Annotated in this window: 15 protein-coding genes; 11 read left to right on the top strand and 4 right to left on the bottom strand. The window is 65.1% G+C overall.

The features are described from left to right. Positions 1 to 112: 112 nt before the first annotated feature. Together CH295_RS17570 and CH295_RS17575 are read left to right on the top strand one after the other, a co-directional pair. Positions 113 to 925: a cyclase family protein gene (locus CH295_RS17570; RefSeq protein WP_037190730.1), complete on the top strand. Its 813-nt coding sequence runs from the start codon at positions 113 to 115 to the stop codon at positions 923 to 925. Beyond that, complete coding sequence (locus tag CH295_RS17575; protein ID WP_094634762.1) at positions 922 to 2,349, top strand: MmgE/PrpD family protein; 1,428 nt, start codon at positions 922 to 924, stop codon at positions 2,347 to 2,349. Before CH295_RS17570 ends, CH295_RS17575 begins: the two co-directional genes overlap by 4 nt. Before the next feature lie 58 nt (positions 2,350 to 2,407). Here the strand turns inward: CH295_RS17575 and CH295_RS17580 are convergent, their stop codons facing one another. Both CH295_RS17580 and CH295_RS17585 read right to left on the bottom strand, forming a co-directional pair. Continuing rightward, on the bottom strand, positions 2,408 to 3,235 hold the full coding sequence (locus tag CH295_RS17580) for an HpcH/HpaI aldolase/citrate lyase family protein (RefSeq protein ID WP_094741437.1): 828 nt from the start codon (positions 3,233 to 3,235) through the stop codon (positions 2,408 to 2,410). Continuing rightward, positions 3,232 to 4,020 carry an IclR family transcriptional regulator gene (locus tag CH295_RS17585; RefSeq protein WP_094741438.1) on the bottom strand — a complete coding sequence of 263 codons (789 nt, stop codon included), beginning with the start codon at positions 4,018 to 4,020 and terminating at the stop codon, positions 3,232 to 3,234. The genes CH295_RS17580 and CH295_RS17585 overlap by 4 nt, the downstream gene beginning before the upstream one ends. A gap of 210 nt (positions 4,021 to 4,230) precedes the next feature. Here CH295_RS17585 and CH295_RS17590 point away from each other — a divergent pair, with 210 nt between their 5' ends. From CH295_RS17590 to CH295_RS17630, 9 genes are read left to right on the top strand one after another with little or no spacing between them, the layout of a single operon-like run. Beyond that, entirely contained in the window at positions 4,231 to 5,451 is a 1,221-nt protein-coding gene (locus CH295_RS17590) for an ABC transporter substrate-binding protein (RefSeq protein WP_037190739.1), read from the top strand. Continuing rightward, the gene (locus tag CH295_RS17595; protein WP_094634764.1) at positions 5,448 to 6,437 is read left to right on the top strand and encodes a branched-chain amino acid ABC transporter permease; all 990 of its coding nucleotides are present in this window, start codon (positions 5,448 to 5,450) and stop codon (positions 6,435 to 6,437) included. The genes CH295_RS17590 and CH295_RS17595 overlap by 4 nt, the downstream gene beginning before the upstream one ends. Further along, positions 6,434 to 7,477, top strand: coding sequence for a branched-chain amino acid ABC transporter permease (locus CH295_RS17600; RefSeq protein ID WP_094741439.1), 1,044 nt, complete (start codon positions 6,434 to 6,436; stop codon positions 7,475 to 7,477). Before CH295_RS17595 ends, CH295_RS17600 begins: the two co-directional genes overlap by 4 nt. Next, positions 7,474 to 8,196 carry an ABC transporter ATP-binding protein gene (locus CH295_RS17605; protein ID WP_170945953.1) on the top strand — a complete coding sequence of 241 codons (723 nt, stop codon included), beginning with the start codon at positions 7,474 to 7,476 and terminating at the stop codon, positions 8,194 to 8,196. The genes CH295_RS17600 and CH295_RS17605 overlap by 4 nt, the downstream gene beginning before the upstream one ends. Continuing rightward, a complete protein-coding gene (locus CH295_RS17610) occupies positions 8,193 to 8,897 on the top strand; it encodes an ABC transporter ATP-binding protein (RefSeq protein ID WP_037190745.1) in 705 nt (234 codons plus the stop codon). Before CH295_RS17605 ends, CH295_RS17610 begins: the two co-directional genes overlap by 4 nt. 13 nt (positions 8,898 to 8,910) lie before the next feature. Further along, complete coding sequence (locus CH295_RS17615; RefSeq protein WP_094634766.1) at positions 8,911 to 9,543, top strand: hypothetical protein; 633 nt, start codon at positions 8,911 to 8,913, stop codon at positions 9,541 to 9,543. Continuing rightward, positions 9,540 to 10,913, top strand: a complete 1,374-nt coding sequence (locus CH295_RS17620; RefSeq protein WP_094741441.1) for an FAD-dependent oxidoreductase — start codon at positions 9,540 to 9,542, stop codon at positions 10,911 to 10,913. Before CH295_RS17615 ends, CH295_RS17620 begins: the two co-directional genes overlap by 4 nt. A gap of 20 nt (positions 10,914 to 10,933) precedes the next feature. Then, positions 10,934 to 12,400, top strand: coding sequence for a dihydroorotase (locus CH295_RS17625; RefSeq protein ID WP_094741442.1), 1,467 nt, complete (start codon positions 10,934 to 10,936; stop codon positions 12,398 to 12,400). Beyond that, positions 12,397 to 13,587 carry a CaiB/BaiF CoA transferase family protein gene (locus tag CH295_RS17630; protein ID WP_094741443.1) on the top strand — a complete coding sequence of 397 codons (1,191 nt, stop codon included), beginning with the start codon at positions 12,397 to 12,399 and terminating at the stop codon, positions 13,585 to 13,587. The genes CH295_RS17625 and CH295_RS17630 overlap by 4 nt, the downstream gene beginning before the upstream one ends. A gap of 40 nt (positions 13,588 to 13,627) precedes the next feature. Here CH295_RS17630 and CH295_RS17635 read toward each other — a convergent pair whose 3' ends face one another. Both CH295_RS17635 and CH295_RS17640 read right to left on the bottom strand, forming a co-directional pair. After that, the gene (locus CH295_RS17635; protein ID WP_094741582.1) at positions 13,628 to 14,551 is read right to left on the bottom strand and encodes an ABC transporter substrate-binding protein; all 924 of its coding nucleotides are present in this window, start codon (positions 14,549 to 14,551) and stop codon (positions 13,628 to 13,630) included. 75 nt (positions 14,552 to 14,626) lie between these two features. Continuing rightward, positions 14,627 to 16,924, bottom strand: a complete 2,298-nt coding sequence (locus CH295_RS17640) for an ATP-binding cassette domain-containing protein (RefSeq protein ID WP_094741444.1) — start codon at positions 16,922 to 16,924, stop codon at positions 14,627 to 14,629. Positions 16,925 to 16,940 lie beyond the last annotated feature (16 nt).

The raw sequence follows: 16,940 nt of genomic DNA on the forward strand, positions 1-16,940 counted from the left end.
CGCTCGTCCTAGCGTCGGCGCAACTCTCGGAGAGTCACAAGCGTTCCGGCTAGCGAAACGAAACTACGCTGGTGTGAGGTGCCTGCTCAGCGTCGAACGAGGAGATGAAGCAATGTCCGATCAACTTCTTCGTGCCGTCCAAGGGGGCGTGCACGTAGTCGATCTCGGGAGGCAGCTGAGAGTCGGCATGCCACAGTCACCCAATCATCCGCAGTTCTGGCACACGTTGCCGCGCAGGCACGGTGACATGACCCGAGCGGATGGCGGCAGCGCCGCGAACGACATGATCACCACCGGAACGCATGTGGGCACGCATATCGACGCCCTTGCTCACGTCAGCCAGGACGGCAAACTGCACGGCGGCGCCGATGCAGGTCAGTCCTGCCTCGGTGGGAAATACGTCGAACACGGCGTGCACACCATCGAGCCCATGATCCGCCGCGGTGTGCTGCTGGACATCCCGAGGCGCCTCGGTGTCGGCCGCTGCGAGGGTGGATACGAGATCACCGTCGACGATCTCGAATCGGCCTGTGCAGCCGAGGGTGTCGAGATCGGACCTGGCGATGTCGTCTTGATACGTAGCGGCTGGGGGCAGTTGTTCGCCGAAGGGCTGCCCTACGTCGGCGGACCGTCCGGCGTTCCCGGAGTCGGAGAAGCAGGTGCGCAGTGGCTGGCGGACAAGGGCGTACACGCTGCGGGTGCCGACACCATCGCGTTCGAGCGGCTCGCTCCCGGCAGCGGCCATGGTCTGCTACCCGCGCACCGGGTTCTCCTGGTGGAGAGCGGAATCTACATCATCGAGGCACTCGACCTCGAAGAGCTCTCGCAGCAGGAACTCTTCGAGTTCACGTTCCTCCTCGTTCCGCTGAACATCTTCGGCGCAACGGGTTCGCCGGTCCGGCCGTTGGCGGTGAGGTCCGCATGACCGAACGCACTCTCGCACAGCACATGGCTCACTTCGCCGCGACCACCCGCTACCAGGATCTACCCGAGGCCGTTGTCGCCTCGGTGGGGATGCGAGTACTGGACACGCTCGGCATCGCGGTGGCCGCCACCGACCTCGATACCAGTCGGGCCGCGACCGCGTGGGCACGAGAACAAGGTGGGTCGGCAACGGCGTCCGCCGTCGGGCTCGACGTTGCACTGCCTCCTGCCATGGCCGCCTTCGTCAACGGCGTGCTCGCACACTCGCTCGATTTCGACGACACCCATCTGCCGTCGATCCTGCACCCGAGTGCCAGTGTGGTGCCTGCGGCACTCGCGGCCGCTCAAGAGCACGGGGCCGACGGCCGAGAACTCGTACGGGGCATCGCGATCGGGCTCGAAGTCTGTGTGCGGATCGGAATGGCGGGCTTCGATCCGGAGACCAAGAATTCGGTGTTCTTCGAGCACGGTCAACACGCCACTTCCATCTGCGGTGCCATGGGCAGCGCCGTGGCTGCAGCGGTCATCGGTGGTGCATCCGAGGATCGGATCGTGGACACGATGGGTATTGCCGCGTCGATGGCGTCGGGCATCATCGAGGCCAACCGCACCGGCGGAACGGTCAAGCGTATGCACTGCGGATGGGCTGCACACTCCGCTCTGTCTGCGGCCGGGCTTGCGCGACACGGGATCACGGGACCGCCGACCGTCCTGGAAGGCCGATTCGGCTTCTTCCAGGCCTGGTTGCACGAGCCGGGTCGAGCCGACGAAATTCTGGACGGACTCGGCTCCGAGTGGGCCGTTCCCGGAATCTTCTTCAAGCCCTACCCGGCCAACCACTTCACCCATGCTGCGATCGACGCGGGAGCAGCCCTGCGGGCGAGGGGAATCGGGCCGGAGCAGATCGAGAAGCTGGAGCTCGGAGTGCCCGCGGCGAACCTGCGGACGATCGGCGAACCCATCGACGTCAAGCGCACGCCCGAGACCGGATACATGGCTCAGTTCAGCGGGCCCTACGCGGTGGTGGTCGGCCTGCTGGGCGGGGGCGGACTCGGTGCTGCGCTCGAGGATTACACGGACGAATTGGCGAAGTCAGCCGATCGGCGAGCGCTGATGGCCAAAGTCGACGTCGTTCCGGATTCCCGATGCGATGCCATTTTCCCGCATCAGTTTCCAGCGGTACTGACCGCAACCCTGACCGACGGAACAGTCGTCGTCGAAGAGGTGCTGACCACCCGCGGAGGACCCCAACGGCCGCTGTCGTTCGGTGAGGTCTCGACCAAGTTCACCAGCAACGCCGGGCCGTTCCTCTCCGACGTCGAATTGAAGGAACTGGCCGGTCGATGCGATCGGCTCGGGGACCTGACCGACATCGGAACACTGCTCGCGCCGTTGACCGATCTGAAATCGTCCACGCAGCAATAGGACAGTCCTCGGGCACCGTCACCCCTGTGGCGGTGCCCGAACTGCGGTTTCGACCAGTTCAGGCCCGGGCGAGGATCTCCCGCGCGCCCCGTACCACTGCTTCGTCGACGAATCGGCCGCTGTCGTCCACGGTCGGACCGCCCTGGGCCACGTCGTAGAGTTCCACCAGTCGACGGGCCGCAGCGACATCGTCCGCCGACGGCGTGAGTGCGGCATTGATGATCGGGACCTGGCTCGGGTGCAGTGCCGTCCGGCCGCGGAACCCCATCTGCACGAAACGTGCTGTGGTGGCGACAAATCCGTCCAGGTCGCGGAAGTCGGTCGATGTCGGAGCGATCGGCGCGGCCAGACCTGCGGCAGCGCAATCGATCACAACGCTCAGGCGGATGGCGTCGATCATCGCTTCGGTGGACTCCGAACGGGTGATCCGCAGGTCTGCGAGCAGGTCGACCTCACCGATCCCGAACGTTCGAACTCTGTTGCACCGAGCCATCTCCGGCAGAGCGCGCAAGGAGTGAGCGGTCTCGATGAGGCCGATCAGCTCGACGTCGGGGAGGTTGCGCATCTCGAGGAATTGGTCCGCACGTGTCAGTGACTCGGTCGCACACTTCGCCACCATGATGCCGGTGACGCCGGTTCCGGCGACGGCCTCGAGATCCTGCGTCATGAACTCGGGGGTGACTCGGATCCAGATCTGGGTGCCGGTCGACGGCGTCGACTCCAACCACTGCGCGACCTCGTTGCGCGCTCGATCCTTGTCCGGCAACGGAACAGCGTCCTCGAGGTCGATGATCACCGCGTCGGTGTCTCCGTTTACTGCCTTGTCGAACAGTTCGGGTTTGTTCGCGGGGACGTAGAGGAACGATCGGGCGGAGGTAGGGATCATCGGGCTGCGCGCGCTTCCAGGATGCTGGTGATCGACTGGGCTGCCGCGACGACCTGGCCGGCGTGCACGATGTGTTCGTCGTCCGCGGACGAGGAGTAGCGGAAGGCGGGACCGGACGAGCTGACCGATCCGAGTACGTGCCCTGCGGCGTCGAAGAACGGAGCGGCGATCGAGGCTGCACCGGTGTTTCGTTCGTTCGTCGAGGTTGCGTACCCGTTGGTGCGGATCTCGGCGAGGCGAGCGCGGAAGCGGGTCTCGTCGGCGTCGGGGGAACTGCTGCGGAGTTCCTGGAAGGCCTCCTCTGCGAATCGGTCGGGTAGAAACGCCAGGATGGCTCGGCTCGAGGCGCCCGAGTGCAGCGCGTACTGAGGCCCGATCTCGACGACCATCTTCACCTCCTGGGGGCTCTCGTACTGATCGAGATAGACGCGGCGGTGCCCGACAAGTACCGACAGCGTTGCGGTTTCGCGTGTGTTCGCACGCAGCGCGCGCAATACCGGAGCGGCGATGGAGCGAACGTCGAGCTGGCTCCACGCCTTCGTGCCGAGTCCGATCGCCGCCGGGCCGAGTGAATAGGTCGACTCGCCCGCGACCGGCTGCACGATCGACCGCGACGCGAGCGATTGCAGAATGCGGTGCACAACAGCCTTGCTCAGGTCCAGAGTGCGGGCGATCTCGGACACGCCGAGCGCCCGGTCGGATTGCGCAAAGGCGATCAGTACATCGGCGACACGATCGGCCGACTCGGTTCCGGTCGAGGTCTCCAGTGCAGGCTTGCTGACCATAAGTGCCACCTTTCGGATGTGCAGGCGTTCCGCTGAGCGAACCATACCCGTAACAAGAAATTGACGGAAGAGCCTGTTCTGAGGCCGTGATGCGTGCCATACTCGATTTCAGCGAGATCAATCATCAATCTGATGGTGCGCTCAGCGGAACGGTAGGTTCCGCCCAGTGGTTCGACTCGGCGCCGATGGGCGCGGAAGGCAGATTCGACAATGAAGAAGCTCGTAGGTGTGCTGACAGCCGTTGCAGTCGTGGGTGCAGCAGCGTGTGGTTCCTCCACCGGCTCGGACGACTCCGGCCCCATCAAGATCGGATCGGTTCATCCCACCACCGGAGCTCTGGCAGGTGTGGGCGGATTGATGAACGACGGTGCTGCTCTTGCGGTGGCCGATATCAATGCAGCAGGCGGTATTTCGTCCTTGGACGGTCGGCAGCTGGAGTTGGTGTCGGGTGACAGCCAGGGCAAAGCAGAGGTCGGCCAGAGCGAGGCACAGCGACTGATCGACGACGGCGCGGTGTCGCTCATCGGCACGTACCAGAGTGACGTCACTCAGAACGTCGCCTCGGTCGCCGAACGATCTCGGGTGCCGCTCGTGATCGACGTGGCCGTCGACGACAAGATCCTCGATCAGGGTTACCAATACTCCTTCCGGATGCAGCCGAACGCCTCCAGCATGGGTACCGACGGTGCCAAGGCACTGGCCGCGATCGAGGAGCAGACCGGCCAGGCCATCGACCGAGTGTCGTACCTGCATATCGAGGGATCCTTCGGCGACAGCGTCTTCAACGCATTCGAGGCCGAGGCAGCCAATCAGGGGATCTCGTCGGTGCAGGAAATCACCTATCCCGCAACCAATTTCTCCGACGCCACCACTCAGGTCCGTGAGGCAGCGGTATCGAATCCCGACGTCATCGTCGCCACCGGCTACTACCCGGACGGTTTGTTGATCGCGCGTGCGGTGCAGCAGCTGAACCTGAACGTCAAGGGTGTCTACGGAATTGCCAACGGCGCGTTCGACGACAGTTCGTTCCCCAGCGATGCAGGCGCGGCCGGCAACGGCGTGTTGAGCGCCAACTACCACTACGACGCCACCAGTGACCGCGTCACCGACATTCGTACGCGGTTCGAGGCCCAGTACGGACGCCCGATGGAGACCGCAGCGATGCTGTCCTACCAGGCGGTCGAGGTCATCGCGGCGGGTCTGAACGACGGCGCCTCCAGCGACCCGGAAGATCTGCGCGAGGCCATTTCCGGCGTCTCGATCGACGACCCGCTCCTCGCGTTCAGCGGACCGATCGAGTTCGACGAGACCGGGCAGAACAAGAACGCGACCGTCATCGTCATGCAGGTCCGCGACGGTGCAGTCGCTCAGGTCTTCCCCGAGGAGTTCGCAACGGACGCACTCGAGTTCCCCGTGGGAGCCGGCCAGTGACGGCCGCTACCTCGACTGCGGAGAGGACGGGTAAGAAAGGTCTGGCCGGGATCGGCCCTGGTATCCCGGTCGCGGCAGCGATCGTCGTCATCATGGCGGTGATCTACCTCGTCGGTGGTAAAGATCAGGGCTTGGTCACGCAGTCGGTCGTCTCCGGACTTCTGCTCGGCGGCGTGTACGCACTGATCTCCGTCGGACTGACGCTCATCTTCGGCGTTCTCGGGATCGTGAACTTCGCCCAGGGTGCGATGCTGACGATGGCGATGTACATCGTGTACGCCCTGTCCAACGCGGGTCTGCCGGTCTATGTCGCAACGTTGCTCGCCGTTCCGGTGATGTTCCTGTTCGGGATGGTCGTGCAGGCAACGTTGCTGACGAAATTGACCATCAGCGGTAGTCACGACGGCCCACTCCTGGTCACCCTCGGCCTGTCGCTGCTGATCATCAACGTGCTGCTGATGATCTTCGGCGGACGACCACAGTCGGTGCAGGCACCGATCGAGGGTTCCCTCGACGTGCTGGGTGCCGTCGCGTCGTGGCCGCGAGTCATCGCATTCATCGGGGCTGCTCTGGTCGCCGTCGCGCTCACCGCGGTACTGAAGCGGACGCCGCTCGGATTGTCCATTCGCGCAGTCGCATCCAACTCCGAGGGCGCCAAGCTGGTCGGCGTCGACATCGGTCGGGTCTACGCGCTCACCTTCGGTATCGGTGCAGCCTGCGTCGCCGTCGCCGGCGGCTTGATGACGCCGTTCACCAGTCTGACGCCGTCGGTCGGAGAACAGTTCACCATCCTGGCGTTCGTCATCGTGGTTCTCGGCGGACTCGGAAGCGTCGTGGGAGCCATGGTCGGTGGCCTCGTCATCGGCCTCGTGCAGACCGTCGGCGCGCTGTATCTACCGGGAACCGGCTCGTTGATCCTGGTGTTCGCGGTGTTCGTTCTCGTCCTGTTTCTCAAGCCCGAAGGATTGTACGGAGCTCGCCGATGACAACGATAACGACCGCACCCACCCCGGTGTCGGACGATCCACGGTTGAAGGACACCTGGCTTCGTCGCCAATTGATCACGCTCGCCATCGGTTTCGTCGTAGTGGCGGCATTGCCGCTGCTGCTCGGTGAGCAGGCGCAGACGGTTGCCGTTCGCACGCTGATCTTCGCCGTGATGGCCGTGGCATGGAACATCATGAGCGGGTTCGGTGGCATGTTCAGCTTCGGCCACGCCGCCTTCTTCGGAATCGGTGCGTACACCGGTGCATATCTGTTGGTCGAGCACGGCGTTTCGCCGTGGATCTCGATGGTCGTCGCGGCGATCATCTCGGCGGTGGTGGGAACCCTCATCGCGTACCTGTGTCTGCGTTACCGGCTCGCCGGGTCCTACTTCGCGTTGGCCACGTTCGCCTTCGCGCAGATGTTCCTGCTGCTGGTGCAGAACCTCGAAGTCTTCAACAAGACCGAGGGATTCAATGTGCCCATCCTGCCTCGTGATTCGTGGTGGATGCTGCAGTTCGAGAAGGGCAGCCCCAACTACGTCTGGATTCCCCTCGTCATCCTGGCCCTTGCCGTTCTCGGAACCATCTTCTACACCCGCTCGCGGGCCGGGCAGTTCGTCCAGGCCACCCGCGACGACGAAACCGCGGCAGCCTCACTCGGTATCGACACGATGAAGTATCGGCTGATCGCCGTGGCGGCGAGTTGTGCTCTGACCGCCGTCGCAGGCGTCTATTACACGCAGTACTACTTCTTCGTCGGCCCGGAACAGGCCTTCGGTTCGGCGGTCTCCGTCGAAGCGATCGTCCCGGCCGTCATCGGCGGCATCGGCACGATCTGGGGACCGGTCATCGGCGCTGCCGTGATCGGGCCGCTGTCCGAGTTGATCAACGAGCTGCTGAGAAACCCACCCGCCTTCCTCGAATTCCTGCAGGGAACAATCGGATTGGACGTTGCCGCGTACTCGGTGATTCTGATCGCGATCGTGATCTTCCTGCCCAAGGGAATCTTCGGCACGATCCGTGAGAGGTGGAACCGATGAGCCTGTTGAGCATCGAGAACCTGAGCAAATCCTTCTCGGGTATCCACGCGGTGCGCGACGTCAGCCTCGATGTGCCCGAGCACGAATTCCTCGGCATCATCGGCCCCAACGGGGCAGGTAAGACGACCTTGTTCTCCCTGCTGTCGGGTGAGCAGCCGCCGACCACCGGCCGAGTGATCTTCGACGGTACCGACATCACCGGTTGGCCGGCGAGCAAGATCGCGCGCGCCGGGCTGGTTCGCACCTTCCAGCTGATGCGCCCGTTCGAGTCGATGTCGGTACTGGAGAACGTCACCATCGCCGCATTGTCGAAGCGCAAGTCGCGCAAGGATGCTCGGCGTCACGCCCTCGATGTCCTCGATCGTGTGCAATTGTCCGATCAGGTCGGCGGCAAGGTCTCGGCCATGTCGACGGCGGGATTGAAGCGACTCGAGCTGGCGCGCGCACTGGCCATGGAGCCACGTGTGGTGCTCCTCGACGAGGTTCTCGCCGGGCTGGTCCCAGCCGAGCGTGCGCCGATGATCGAACTGCTGCGCACAGTGCACCAGGAGGGCCAGACGGTGCTGTTCGTCGAGCACATCATGGCTGCGGTGATGGCACTGTCCGAGCGTCTGGTGGTCATGCACGAAGGTGCCGTGCTCACCTCGGGTGACCCACGCACGGTGGTTGCCGACGACCGCGTCGTCGAGGCATACCTCGGTGAGGAGAAAACAGCATGATGCTCGAAATCGACAACCTGCATGCCGGGTACCGTCGTCTGGAAATTCTGCACGGGTTGACCCTCGCGGTCGACCGACACGAGATCGTTTCCCTGATCGGTGCCAACGGGGCAGGTAAGACGACAACGCTGCGCGCACTGTCCGGTCTGGTGTCCACCTCCGGCGGTAGGATCATGTTGGACGGCAACGCCATTCACGGCATGCGGGCGGATCGGATCGTGCGAGCGGGGCTCGTGCACGTGGCACAGGACCGAGCACTGTTCGGCAGCCTCACCGTCGCCGACAACCTCGAGATGGGTGCCTACACCCAGAAGCGCAGCGGTGTGAAGGAATCCCTGGACCAGGTCTACGCGCTGTTCCCGATTCTGGCCGAACGACGAGAACAACGGGCCGACACCATGTCCGGTGGTCAGCAGCAGATGCTCGCCATCGGTCGCGCGATGATGTCGAAGCCGCGAGTACTGACACTCGACGAACCGTCGGTCGGGCTCGCCCCCAAGCTCGCAGCTCAGGTGCTCGACGCGATCGTCCGCATCCGTGATTCGGGTGTCACCGTGCTGATCGTCGAGCAGAACGCAGCGCAGGCACTGGCCATCTCCGATCGCGCGTACGTCATCGAGAGCGGGTCGATCGTGTTGACCGGCACCGGATCCGAACTGGCACACGACGAACGGGTCAAAGCTGCCTACCTCGGTATTTAGGAGTTCACCCCACATGCACCTCTTGGCTTTCACCCCGATCGACGTCGACGCGGCAGAACTGCAGCGGCGGCAGGATCGGTACGACCAACTTTCCCCCTCGGGGATCACCGTCGAGCTCCGCAACATCGGGGCCGACGCGCCCAGCGCACTGGACACCGAACGCGACATCAGACGGTCCGAGGAGGTGCTGTCGGCTGCTTTCCGATCCGTGCACGAGACGGAAGCCGACGGGTTCCTGCCCGACTGCGTGCTCGATCCCTGCGCCGAAGAGGCAGATTCGTTCGCGCGGCCGCTCTACGGACTGACCCGGTTGACGGCATCGTTCTACGCGTCCCAGGGACACCGGCTCGGCGCACTGGCGCGCAACGACGCCATTGCCGCGGAAATGGACCGCCGTCTCGGGTTCTACGGGATCGTCGCCGAAGCCACCGAGGTACTCGGACTCGGTGTGCACGATATTGCCGACACCGGAGCCTGGGGGAGAGCGGTCTCGGAACACGCGAGCAAGCTCCGGTGCACCATCGCCATCAATGCGTGCTCCGCCGTCGATCTCGTCGATCCACCCGCGTCGCCGCAGGTGGTCGACCCGACCGCCACCGCACTGCGGCTGCTCGGTCTGCGATCCGAACTGCAGGTCACCGCGTGAGCGAGGACGGACCCGACCTGGTGGTGGCAGGCGCGGGCGGCGGGCTCGTTGCTGCTCTCCGAGCCGCCGAGCTCGGGCTCGACGTGCTGGTGGTCGAGGCCAGTGCGCACTTCAAGCGGGGCAACAACACCGCGATGTCGACCGCCATGATCCCAGGCGCGGGTTCGCGATGGCAGCGTGAGGCCGGAATCGAGGACTCGCCGCAGCAGTTCTTGGACGACGTGTTGCGCAAGACCAAGGGCACTGCCGATCTGCGGCTGGCGTCCACCCTGGCCGATGTCAGTGCCCCGCTGGTGGAATGGCTCGCAGATCATGTGAAGCTGCCGCTCACCCTCGTGACCGATTTCTCGTACCCGGGGCACTCGCAATTGCGTTGCCACACTGTCGAAGGCCGTCACGGCAGTGCGATGCTCGAGCACCTTGCGCGAGCGGTGGCGGACGAGCCACGCATCGATATGTTGACTCCCGCTCGCCTGACCGACGTGTCCGTCGATTCCGACGGGGCCGTCGACGCGGTGACGATCACGATGCCCGACGGCAGTATCGACGTCGTTCCCACTCGTGCAGTTCTGTTGGCCACCAACGGTTACGGTGCCAATGCTTCGATGGTGGCCGAGCACGTCCCCGAGATATCGGCGGCGCGTTATCACGGCAGCGAGCACTCCACCGGTGACGCGCTCGCCATCGGACGTCGACTCGGAGCCGAGTCGGCGTATCTCGATGCCTACCAGGGGCACGCCGCGCTGTCGAAGCAGGCCACGACGCTCGTCGGCTGGGCGACGGTGATGCACGGCGGTGTAGTGCTCGACGTCAACGGCCGTCGGTTCGGTGACGAGACGACCGGCTACTCCGAGTACGCGGCCACGCTCGCGTCCAGGCCCGGATCCGAGGGGTGGATCGTTATCGACCGGGCGATCTACGACAAGTGCTTGTCGTTCAAGGACTTCCAGCAGACCGTCGACTCGGGTGCCGCAGTGTGGGCCGACGATGCCGATAACCTTGCGGCCGCAACAGGGCTTCCACCTGCGGCAGTGGCGGAGGAGCTCGACGCTGTGGAAAGGTATGCCTCGGGCGAGGCACCGGACCCGTTCGGCCGCAGCTCTTTCGAGCACACTCTCACCGGGCCGTATGCCGCCATCAAGATCGTGCCCGCGTTGTTCCATACGCAGGGCGGCCTCGTCGTCGACGAGAACGCACGTGTACTGCGAACCGACGGTTCGGCCATCACCGGCCTGTTCGCCTCGGGTGGTGCCGCAATGGGCATCTCCGGCCACGGTGCTGCCGGGTACCTCGCCGGTAACGGATTGCTGCCGGCACTCGGACTGGCGTACCTCGCGGCAAGCTCGCTCCGAACCACTGAACTCTTGTGAAAAAACTCGAAAGGACCATCATGTCAACGTTGTTGATCACCAATGCGCGTGTAGTTCGGCCAGGATCCGACGCTCCCGACGACGGTGAGTTTCTGGATCTGCTGATCGAAGACGGCAAGTTCACCCGCATCGAGGCGAACATCGACGCAGGATCCGCGGAGACCGTCATCGACGCGGCAGGCAAGGTTGCGTTCCCCGGTGTCGTCGACGCACATCAGCACTGGGGCATCTACAACTCGCTCGGTGACGACGCCGAGACCGAGTCGCGGGCGTGTGTTCAGGGCGGCGTGACCACCTCACTGTCCTACATGCGGACGGGCCAGTACTACATGAACACCGGTGGCTCCTACGCCGACGTGTTCCCGAAGGTCCTCGACGCCACCGAGGGACGTCCCTATGTCGATTACGCGTACCACCTAGCGCCGATGTCGAAAGAGCACATCGACGAAATTCCTGCGCTCATCGCAGAGCACGGCGTCACCTCGTTCAAGATCTTCATGTTCTACGGCAGCCACGGGCTCCATGGGCGGTCGACCGATCAGAGCGAATTCCTGATGACGCCCGAGGGGGAGCGCTACGACCTGGCGCACTTCGAGTTCGTGATGCGCGGCATCCAGGCGGCACGGGAGCAGATGGGCGACAAGGCCGATCACATCTCGCTGTCGCTGCACTGCGAGACCGCCGAGATCATGAGCGCGTACACCAAGATCGTCGAGGAGGAAGGCACCCTCGAGGGCCTGGCTGCGTACAGCGCGTCACGGCCACCGCACTCGGAGGGCCTCGCCGTCACCATCGCGTCGTTCCTCGCGGACGAGACGCAGCTGCCCAACATCAACCTGCTGCACCTGTCCTCGCGCAAGGCGTTGACTGCGGCGATGCGGATGGCAAAGGCGTTCCCGCACGTCAACTTCCGCCGTGAGGTCACCATCGGGCACCTGTTGGCCGATATCGACACCGCCTACGGCCTCGGCGGCAAGGTCAACCCGCCGCTGCGTCCGCGCGACGACGTCGAAGCGCTGTGGGAGCACCTGCTCGCAGGTGACATCGACTGGGTCGTCAGCGATCACGCGTGCTGCAAGGACGAGAAGAAGTTCGCCGAGGACCGCGGCGACATCTTCGCCGCGAAATCAGGCTTCGGCGGTGCCGAGTACCTGCTGCCCGGACTGGTCAGCGAAGGACGCAAGCGCGGCCTGAGCTGGCGTCGCATCGCCGAGCTGACCTCGCTCAACCCTGCCCGGCGCTACGGCCTACCGGGCAAGGGAGACATCGCCGTCGGGATGGACGCAGACATCGCTCTGATCGACCCGGACCATACCTGGACCGTCCGTCCGGAGGATTCCGAGTCGGCGCAGGAGTACACACCGTTCGAGGGATTCGAGCTCGGTGCCAAGGTGACCGACACGTTCGTCCGCGGTCAGCGGGTACTCACCGACGGTGCCGTCGCCGGTGCTCCCGCAGGCCGCTACCTGCACCGTCCGTACCTGTGACGGGCCCACTGGAGGGCATCAAGGTACTCGACATCTCGACGATCCTCGCCGGCCCCCTCGTCGCGCAGATTCTCGGCGATTTCGGGGCGGAGGTCATCAAGATCGAGCACCCCACCAAGCCCGACGGTATGCGCGGACACGGCTTGGACAAGGACGGTCATCCGCTGTGGTGGACGATGATCAGTCGCAACAAGCGAACGATGACCCTGAACCTCGGAAACGCGCAGGGCGGAGCGATCTTTCGTCGCCTCGCCGCAGAAGCCGACGTGGTGGTCGAGAATTTTCGGCCGGGAACCCTCGAACGCTGGGGACTGGGATACGACGTTCTCTCCGAGCTCAACCCTGGGTTGATCCTGTTGCGTGTCACCGGCTTCGGTCAGACCGGACCGTACGCCACGAGGCCTGCCTTCGGCACGCTCGTCGAATCGATGAGTGGGTTCGCGCATCTGACCGGCGAAGCCGATGGGCCGCCGACGCTTCCGGCGTTCGGGTTGGCCGATTCCCTCGCCGGGATTGCGGGTTCGTCTGCCGTCTCGATGGCTCTGCTGCACCGCACCAACAACGGCGGCAAGGGGCAGCAGATCGATCTGGATCTGTTGAGCCCCATCATGGCTGCGGTCGGGCCGGGCGTCATCTACGCCGATCAGCTGGGGATCGATCAGGAGCGAACCGGGAACCGGTCGAGCAACAACGCGCCCCGCAACCTGTACAAGACCGCGGACGGACATTGGTTGGCGATCTCCACGAGCGCCAATTCGATAGCCGAACGCGTGCTGGTGCTGGTGGGTCACCCGGAGGTGCTGGACGAACCGTGGTTCGCCACCGGGCGTCAGCGCGCCGCCCATGCTGACCTTCTGGACGAGTACGTCGGCGGCTGGATTGCCGAGCGGACCAAGGACGTGGTGATCGACGAGTTCGAGAAGGCCGGAGCGGCAGTCGCTCCCGTCTACAAGCCGAGCGACCTGTTGTCCGATCCCCAGGTCAACGCCATCGAAATGGTGACGACCGTCGAGGACGACGACCTCGGCCCCGTGCGCATGCAGAACGTCATGTGGCGGATGGGTGGCAGCCCCGGCCGGATCAGGTACACCGGCCGCAAGCACGGTGCCGATACCGACCAGGTGCTTACCGAAATCGGCTGTAGCGCCGACGAGATCGAGGCGATGCACCGCGACAGCATCGTGTAGAGCGCGGCGGGTGATCGCGATGTCCGGTCACCCGCCGAGTTCACATCGGAATCTGCTGCACCACGGCGGCGACGGCTTCCACCTGGTCCGCGATGCGTGGCCCCCACCGACTCGACAGGTCCTCGTCCATCGGGAAGATCCTGCCGTCTCGGACGGCGGTCATCGAACCCCACCCCGGCCGAGCCGCGACCGATTCGGCTGTGACGCCGCAGCATTGGGCGTCGGCGAGGAACACGATGTCGGGATCCGCGGTGATCACCGATTCGGCGGACAGCTGTGGGTAGTCGCCTGCGCCGGAGCCGTCGGCGATGCTCGTCAGGCCGAACAGACCGTAGATCTGGCCGACGAAGCTCGCGCTCGACACCGTGTACAACGTGTCGTCGAGTTCGTGGAAGTACGTCAGCGGTTCATCACGATCCGGAACGCTCGCCACCGCGGCGTCGATCCTGGACCGCATCTGCGCGACCACGGCGTCGCCGTCGGCGTCGTGCCCGGTCGCACCCGCGACGCGTTCGATCTGGGAGTACGCGTCGTCGAGGCTCGTCGCGGCCGGGACCAGCAACGTCGGAATACCCGCCTCGGCCAGAGTGGACGTCACGAGGCCGAGGTCGGTGGAGGTGATCACCAGATCGGGGTCGTACGCGACGATCGCCTCGAGGCTCGGGGTGAACGCCGACAGCCCGGTCTTCGGAGCGTCGGCGGGATAGTCCGACTGATCGTCGACGGCCGCCACCTGCTCACCCGCCCCGACGGCATACAGGGTCTCCGTCGCCGTCGGGCTGAGCGAGACGATCGAACGAGGCATCGCGTCGATGGTGACGGTCCCGCCGTCCGAGCCCGACGCGATCGTCCTCGGAAACTCCCCGCTCGACGCCTTAGCGGAGGCGGTCGGCGGGGAGTCCGTGGTCGTGCTGCCGCAGCCGGTCGCGACCAGCGCGACGACCGCGAACCCGGCTGAGATCATTCGTGCCGATCGACGCTGCACTGCCACTCCTGAGTTTCCGATGCCTCGTGGAGCGCCAACACTATCGGGTCGCGGTCAGCGCCCCAGGCTCCGTGCCAGGTACGTGCCGGTGTGGGTGTCCGAGACCACCAGTTCGTCGACGGTTCCGGTGAAGGTGATCAGACCGCCGTTGTGCCCGCCGTCGGGGCCGAGGTCGATGACCCAATCGGCTGCGGCGATGACGTCGAGGTTGTGTTCGATGACGATCACCGACCTGCCCTCGTCGACCATCCCGGACAACAACGCGATCAGGTTCGACACGTCCGACGGGTGCAGACCGGTCGTCGGCTCGTCGAGGACCAGCACCGGCGACGACCCGACCAGTTCGGTAGCGAGCTTGAGCCGTTGCCGCTCGCCGCCGGAGAGCGAGGACAGGTTCTGGCCGAGCGAGAGGTAGCCGAGCCCGACGTCCCGGCACCGGCGGAGGATGTCGCGGATCTTCTTGACCTCGAAGAAGTCCTGAGCGTCCTCGACGGACATCTCGAAGATGTCGGCGATGCTGATGCCGTCGACGGTATGCCGGATCGCGCCCGAACGGAATCTCCTGCCCTGGCACGTCTCGCAGGTGCTCGTCACCGGGTCGGTGAACCCGAGGTCGGTGAAGATGACGCCACTGCCTTGGCAGTCGGGGCACGCGCCGTCGGAGTTGGGCGAGAACAGCGACGGCGGCTGGCCGGTCTTCTTGGCGAAGTAGGCGCGGATCGGGTCGAGCAGACCGGTGTAGGTCGCGGGGGAGGAGCGGCGCGATCCGCGGATGGGTGCCTGGTCGATGATGACGGCGTCCGGCGCGGCCTCACGGAGGTGGCCGTGGATGAGGCTCGACTTGCCGGAACCCGCGACGCCGGTGACGGCGGTCAGCACTCCGAGCGGCACGTCGACGCTGACGTCGCGCAGGTTGTGCGTGCTCGCACCGGTGATGCTCAGCCAGCCCGAAGGGGCACGGGGAGTGCGTAATTCGACGCCCTCGCGGCGCAGCGCGGCACCTGTCCTGGTGTCGGCGCGGCGGAGTTCGTCGTAAGTGCCCTCGAACACGACTGTGCCGCCTGCCTTTCCCGCGCCGGGGCCGATCTCGACGATGCGGTCGGCGATGGCCATGACCTCGGGGTCGTGCTCGACGACGAGGACGGTGTTGCCCTTGTCGCGCAGCGCGAGCAACATGTCGTCGAGGCGGTGAACGTCGCGGGGGTGGAGGCCTGTGGTCGGTTCGTCGAAGACGTAGAGCATGTCGTTCAGGGTGGCTCCGAGGTGGCGGACCATCTTGATGCGCTGGGATTCACCGCCCGACAGCGACGACGTCGCCCGGTCCAGGCTGAGGTAGCCGAGACCGAGATCGACGAGTCTTCGTAGCTGCGTGACGATTTCGGCGGTGACGGTGCCCAGTCCGTTGATCTGCCAGCCGTCGATGCGGTCGGCGAGTTCGGACACCTGCATCGCGAACGCGTCGGGCAGAGACAGGCCCTGGAGGGTCGCGCCGCGGATGGCCTCGTTGTAGCGGGAGCCGCCGCAGGACTCGCAGACGCCGCGCGTGACGATGCGCTCGAACGCGAGCTTGGCCTTGCCCTTGAGGGCATCGGCGTCCTTCGCCAGGTAGCTGCGCCGGAACCGGGACACGATCCCCTCGTAGCTCTTCATGACGGCGTCGGGGTTCAGCACTTCGACCTCGCCGGGCTTGGCGTCGAAGAAGATGTGGCGCTCGCGGGCGGAGTACTGCTCGATCGGGACGTCGAGATCGAACAGGCCCGAGTCGGCGAACACCCGATACGGCCATTTGCCGACCTCGAAGTCCGGATGCCGGAACGGCCCCTCGCGCAGGGACTTCGACTCGTCCACGAGTTCGCCGAGGTCGACGACCTTCGCCTCACCGAGCCCCTCGCACTCGAGGCACATGCCGGCCGGGTCGTTGAACGAGAACGCGTTCGCGAACCCGATCGTCGGGGTGACGCCGCGGGACCACAGCATGCGCAGCCAGTCACCGATGTCGGTGATGGTGCCGACCGTCGACCGCGGGCCACCGAACAGACGCTTCTGGTCGACGATCACGACGGCCGACAGGTTGGCGATCAGATCCGCGTCGGGACGGCCGTAGGACGGAAGGAAGGTCTGCGCGAACGCGGTGAACGTGGAGTTGATCTGCCGTTGAGCTTCGGCAGCGATGGTGTCGAACACGAGTGATGATTTACCCGACCCGGACACGCCCGCGAACACGACGAGCGAGCGCTTGGGCAGGTCGAGGTTCACGTCGCGAAGATTGTTCTCGCGTGCTCCGCGAACCATGATCGTGGACAGTTCGGTGCTGGATGGCTGGGCTGGGGTGGTCGGCTGGGCCTGGGTCATGTGCGCTGAGGTCGCC

The sequence above is a fragment of the Rhodococcus sp. 14-2483-1-2 genome (assembly GCF_002259405.1).
GTDB lineage: Bacteria > Actinomycetota > Actinomycetes > Mycobacteriales > Mycobacteriaceae > Rhodococcoides.

Bases quoted from the DNA above. Each gene is read 5' to 3' on its own strand.
- CH295_RS17570 (WP_037190730.1), top strand. From the start codon at position 113: ATGTCCGATCAACTTCTTCGTGCCGTCCAAGGGGGCGTGCACGTAGTC.
- CH295_RS17575 (WP_094634762.1), top strand. From the start codon at position 922: ATGACCGAACGCACTCTCGCACAGCACATGGCTCACTTCGCCGCGACC.
- CH295_RS17580 (WP_094741437.1), bottom strand. From the start codon at position 3,235: ATGATCCCTACCTCCGCCCGATCGTTCCTCTACGTCCCCGCGAACAAA.
- CH295_RS17585 (WP_094741438.1), bottom strand. From the start codon at position 4,020: ATGGTCAGCAAGCCTGCACTGGAGACCTCGACCGGAACCGAGTCGGCC.
- CH295_RS17590 (WP_037190739.1), top strand. From the start codon at position 4,231: ATGAAGAAGCTCGTAGGTGTGCTGACAGCCGTTGCAGTCGTGGGTGCA.
- CH295_RS17600 (WP_094741439.1), top strand. From the start codon at position 6,434: ATGACAACGATAACGACCGCACCCACCCCGGTGTCGGACGATCCACGG.
- CH295_RS17605 (WP_170945953.1), top strand. From the start codon at position 7,474: ATGAGCCTGTTGAGCATCGAGAACCTGAGCAAATCCTTCTCGGGTATC.
- CH295_RS17610 (WP_037190745.1), top strand. From the start codon at position 8,193: ATGATGCTCGAAATCGACAACCTGCATGCCGGGTACCGTCGTCTGGAA.
- CH295_RS17615 (WP_094634766.1), top strand. From the start codon at position 8,911: ATGCACCTCTTGGCTTTCACCCCGATCGACGTCGACGCGGCAGAACTG.
- CH295_RS17625 (WP_094741442.1), top strand. From the start codon at position 10,934: ATGTCAACGTTGTTGATCACCAATGCGCGTGTAGTTCGGCCAGGATCC.
- CH295_RS17635 (WP_094741582.1), bottom strand. From the start codon at position 14,551: ATGATCTCAGCCGGGTTCGCGGTCGTCGCGCTGGTCGCGACCGGCTGC.
- CH295_RS17640 (WP_094741444.1), bottom strand. From the start codon at position 16,924: ATGACCCAGGCCCAGCCGACCACCCCAGCCCAGCCATCCAGCACCGAA.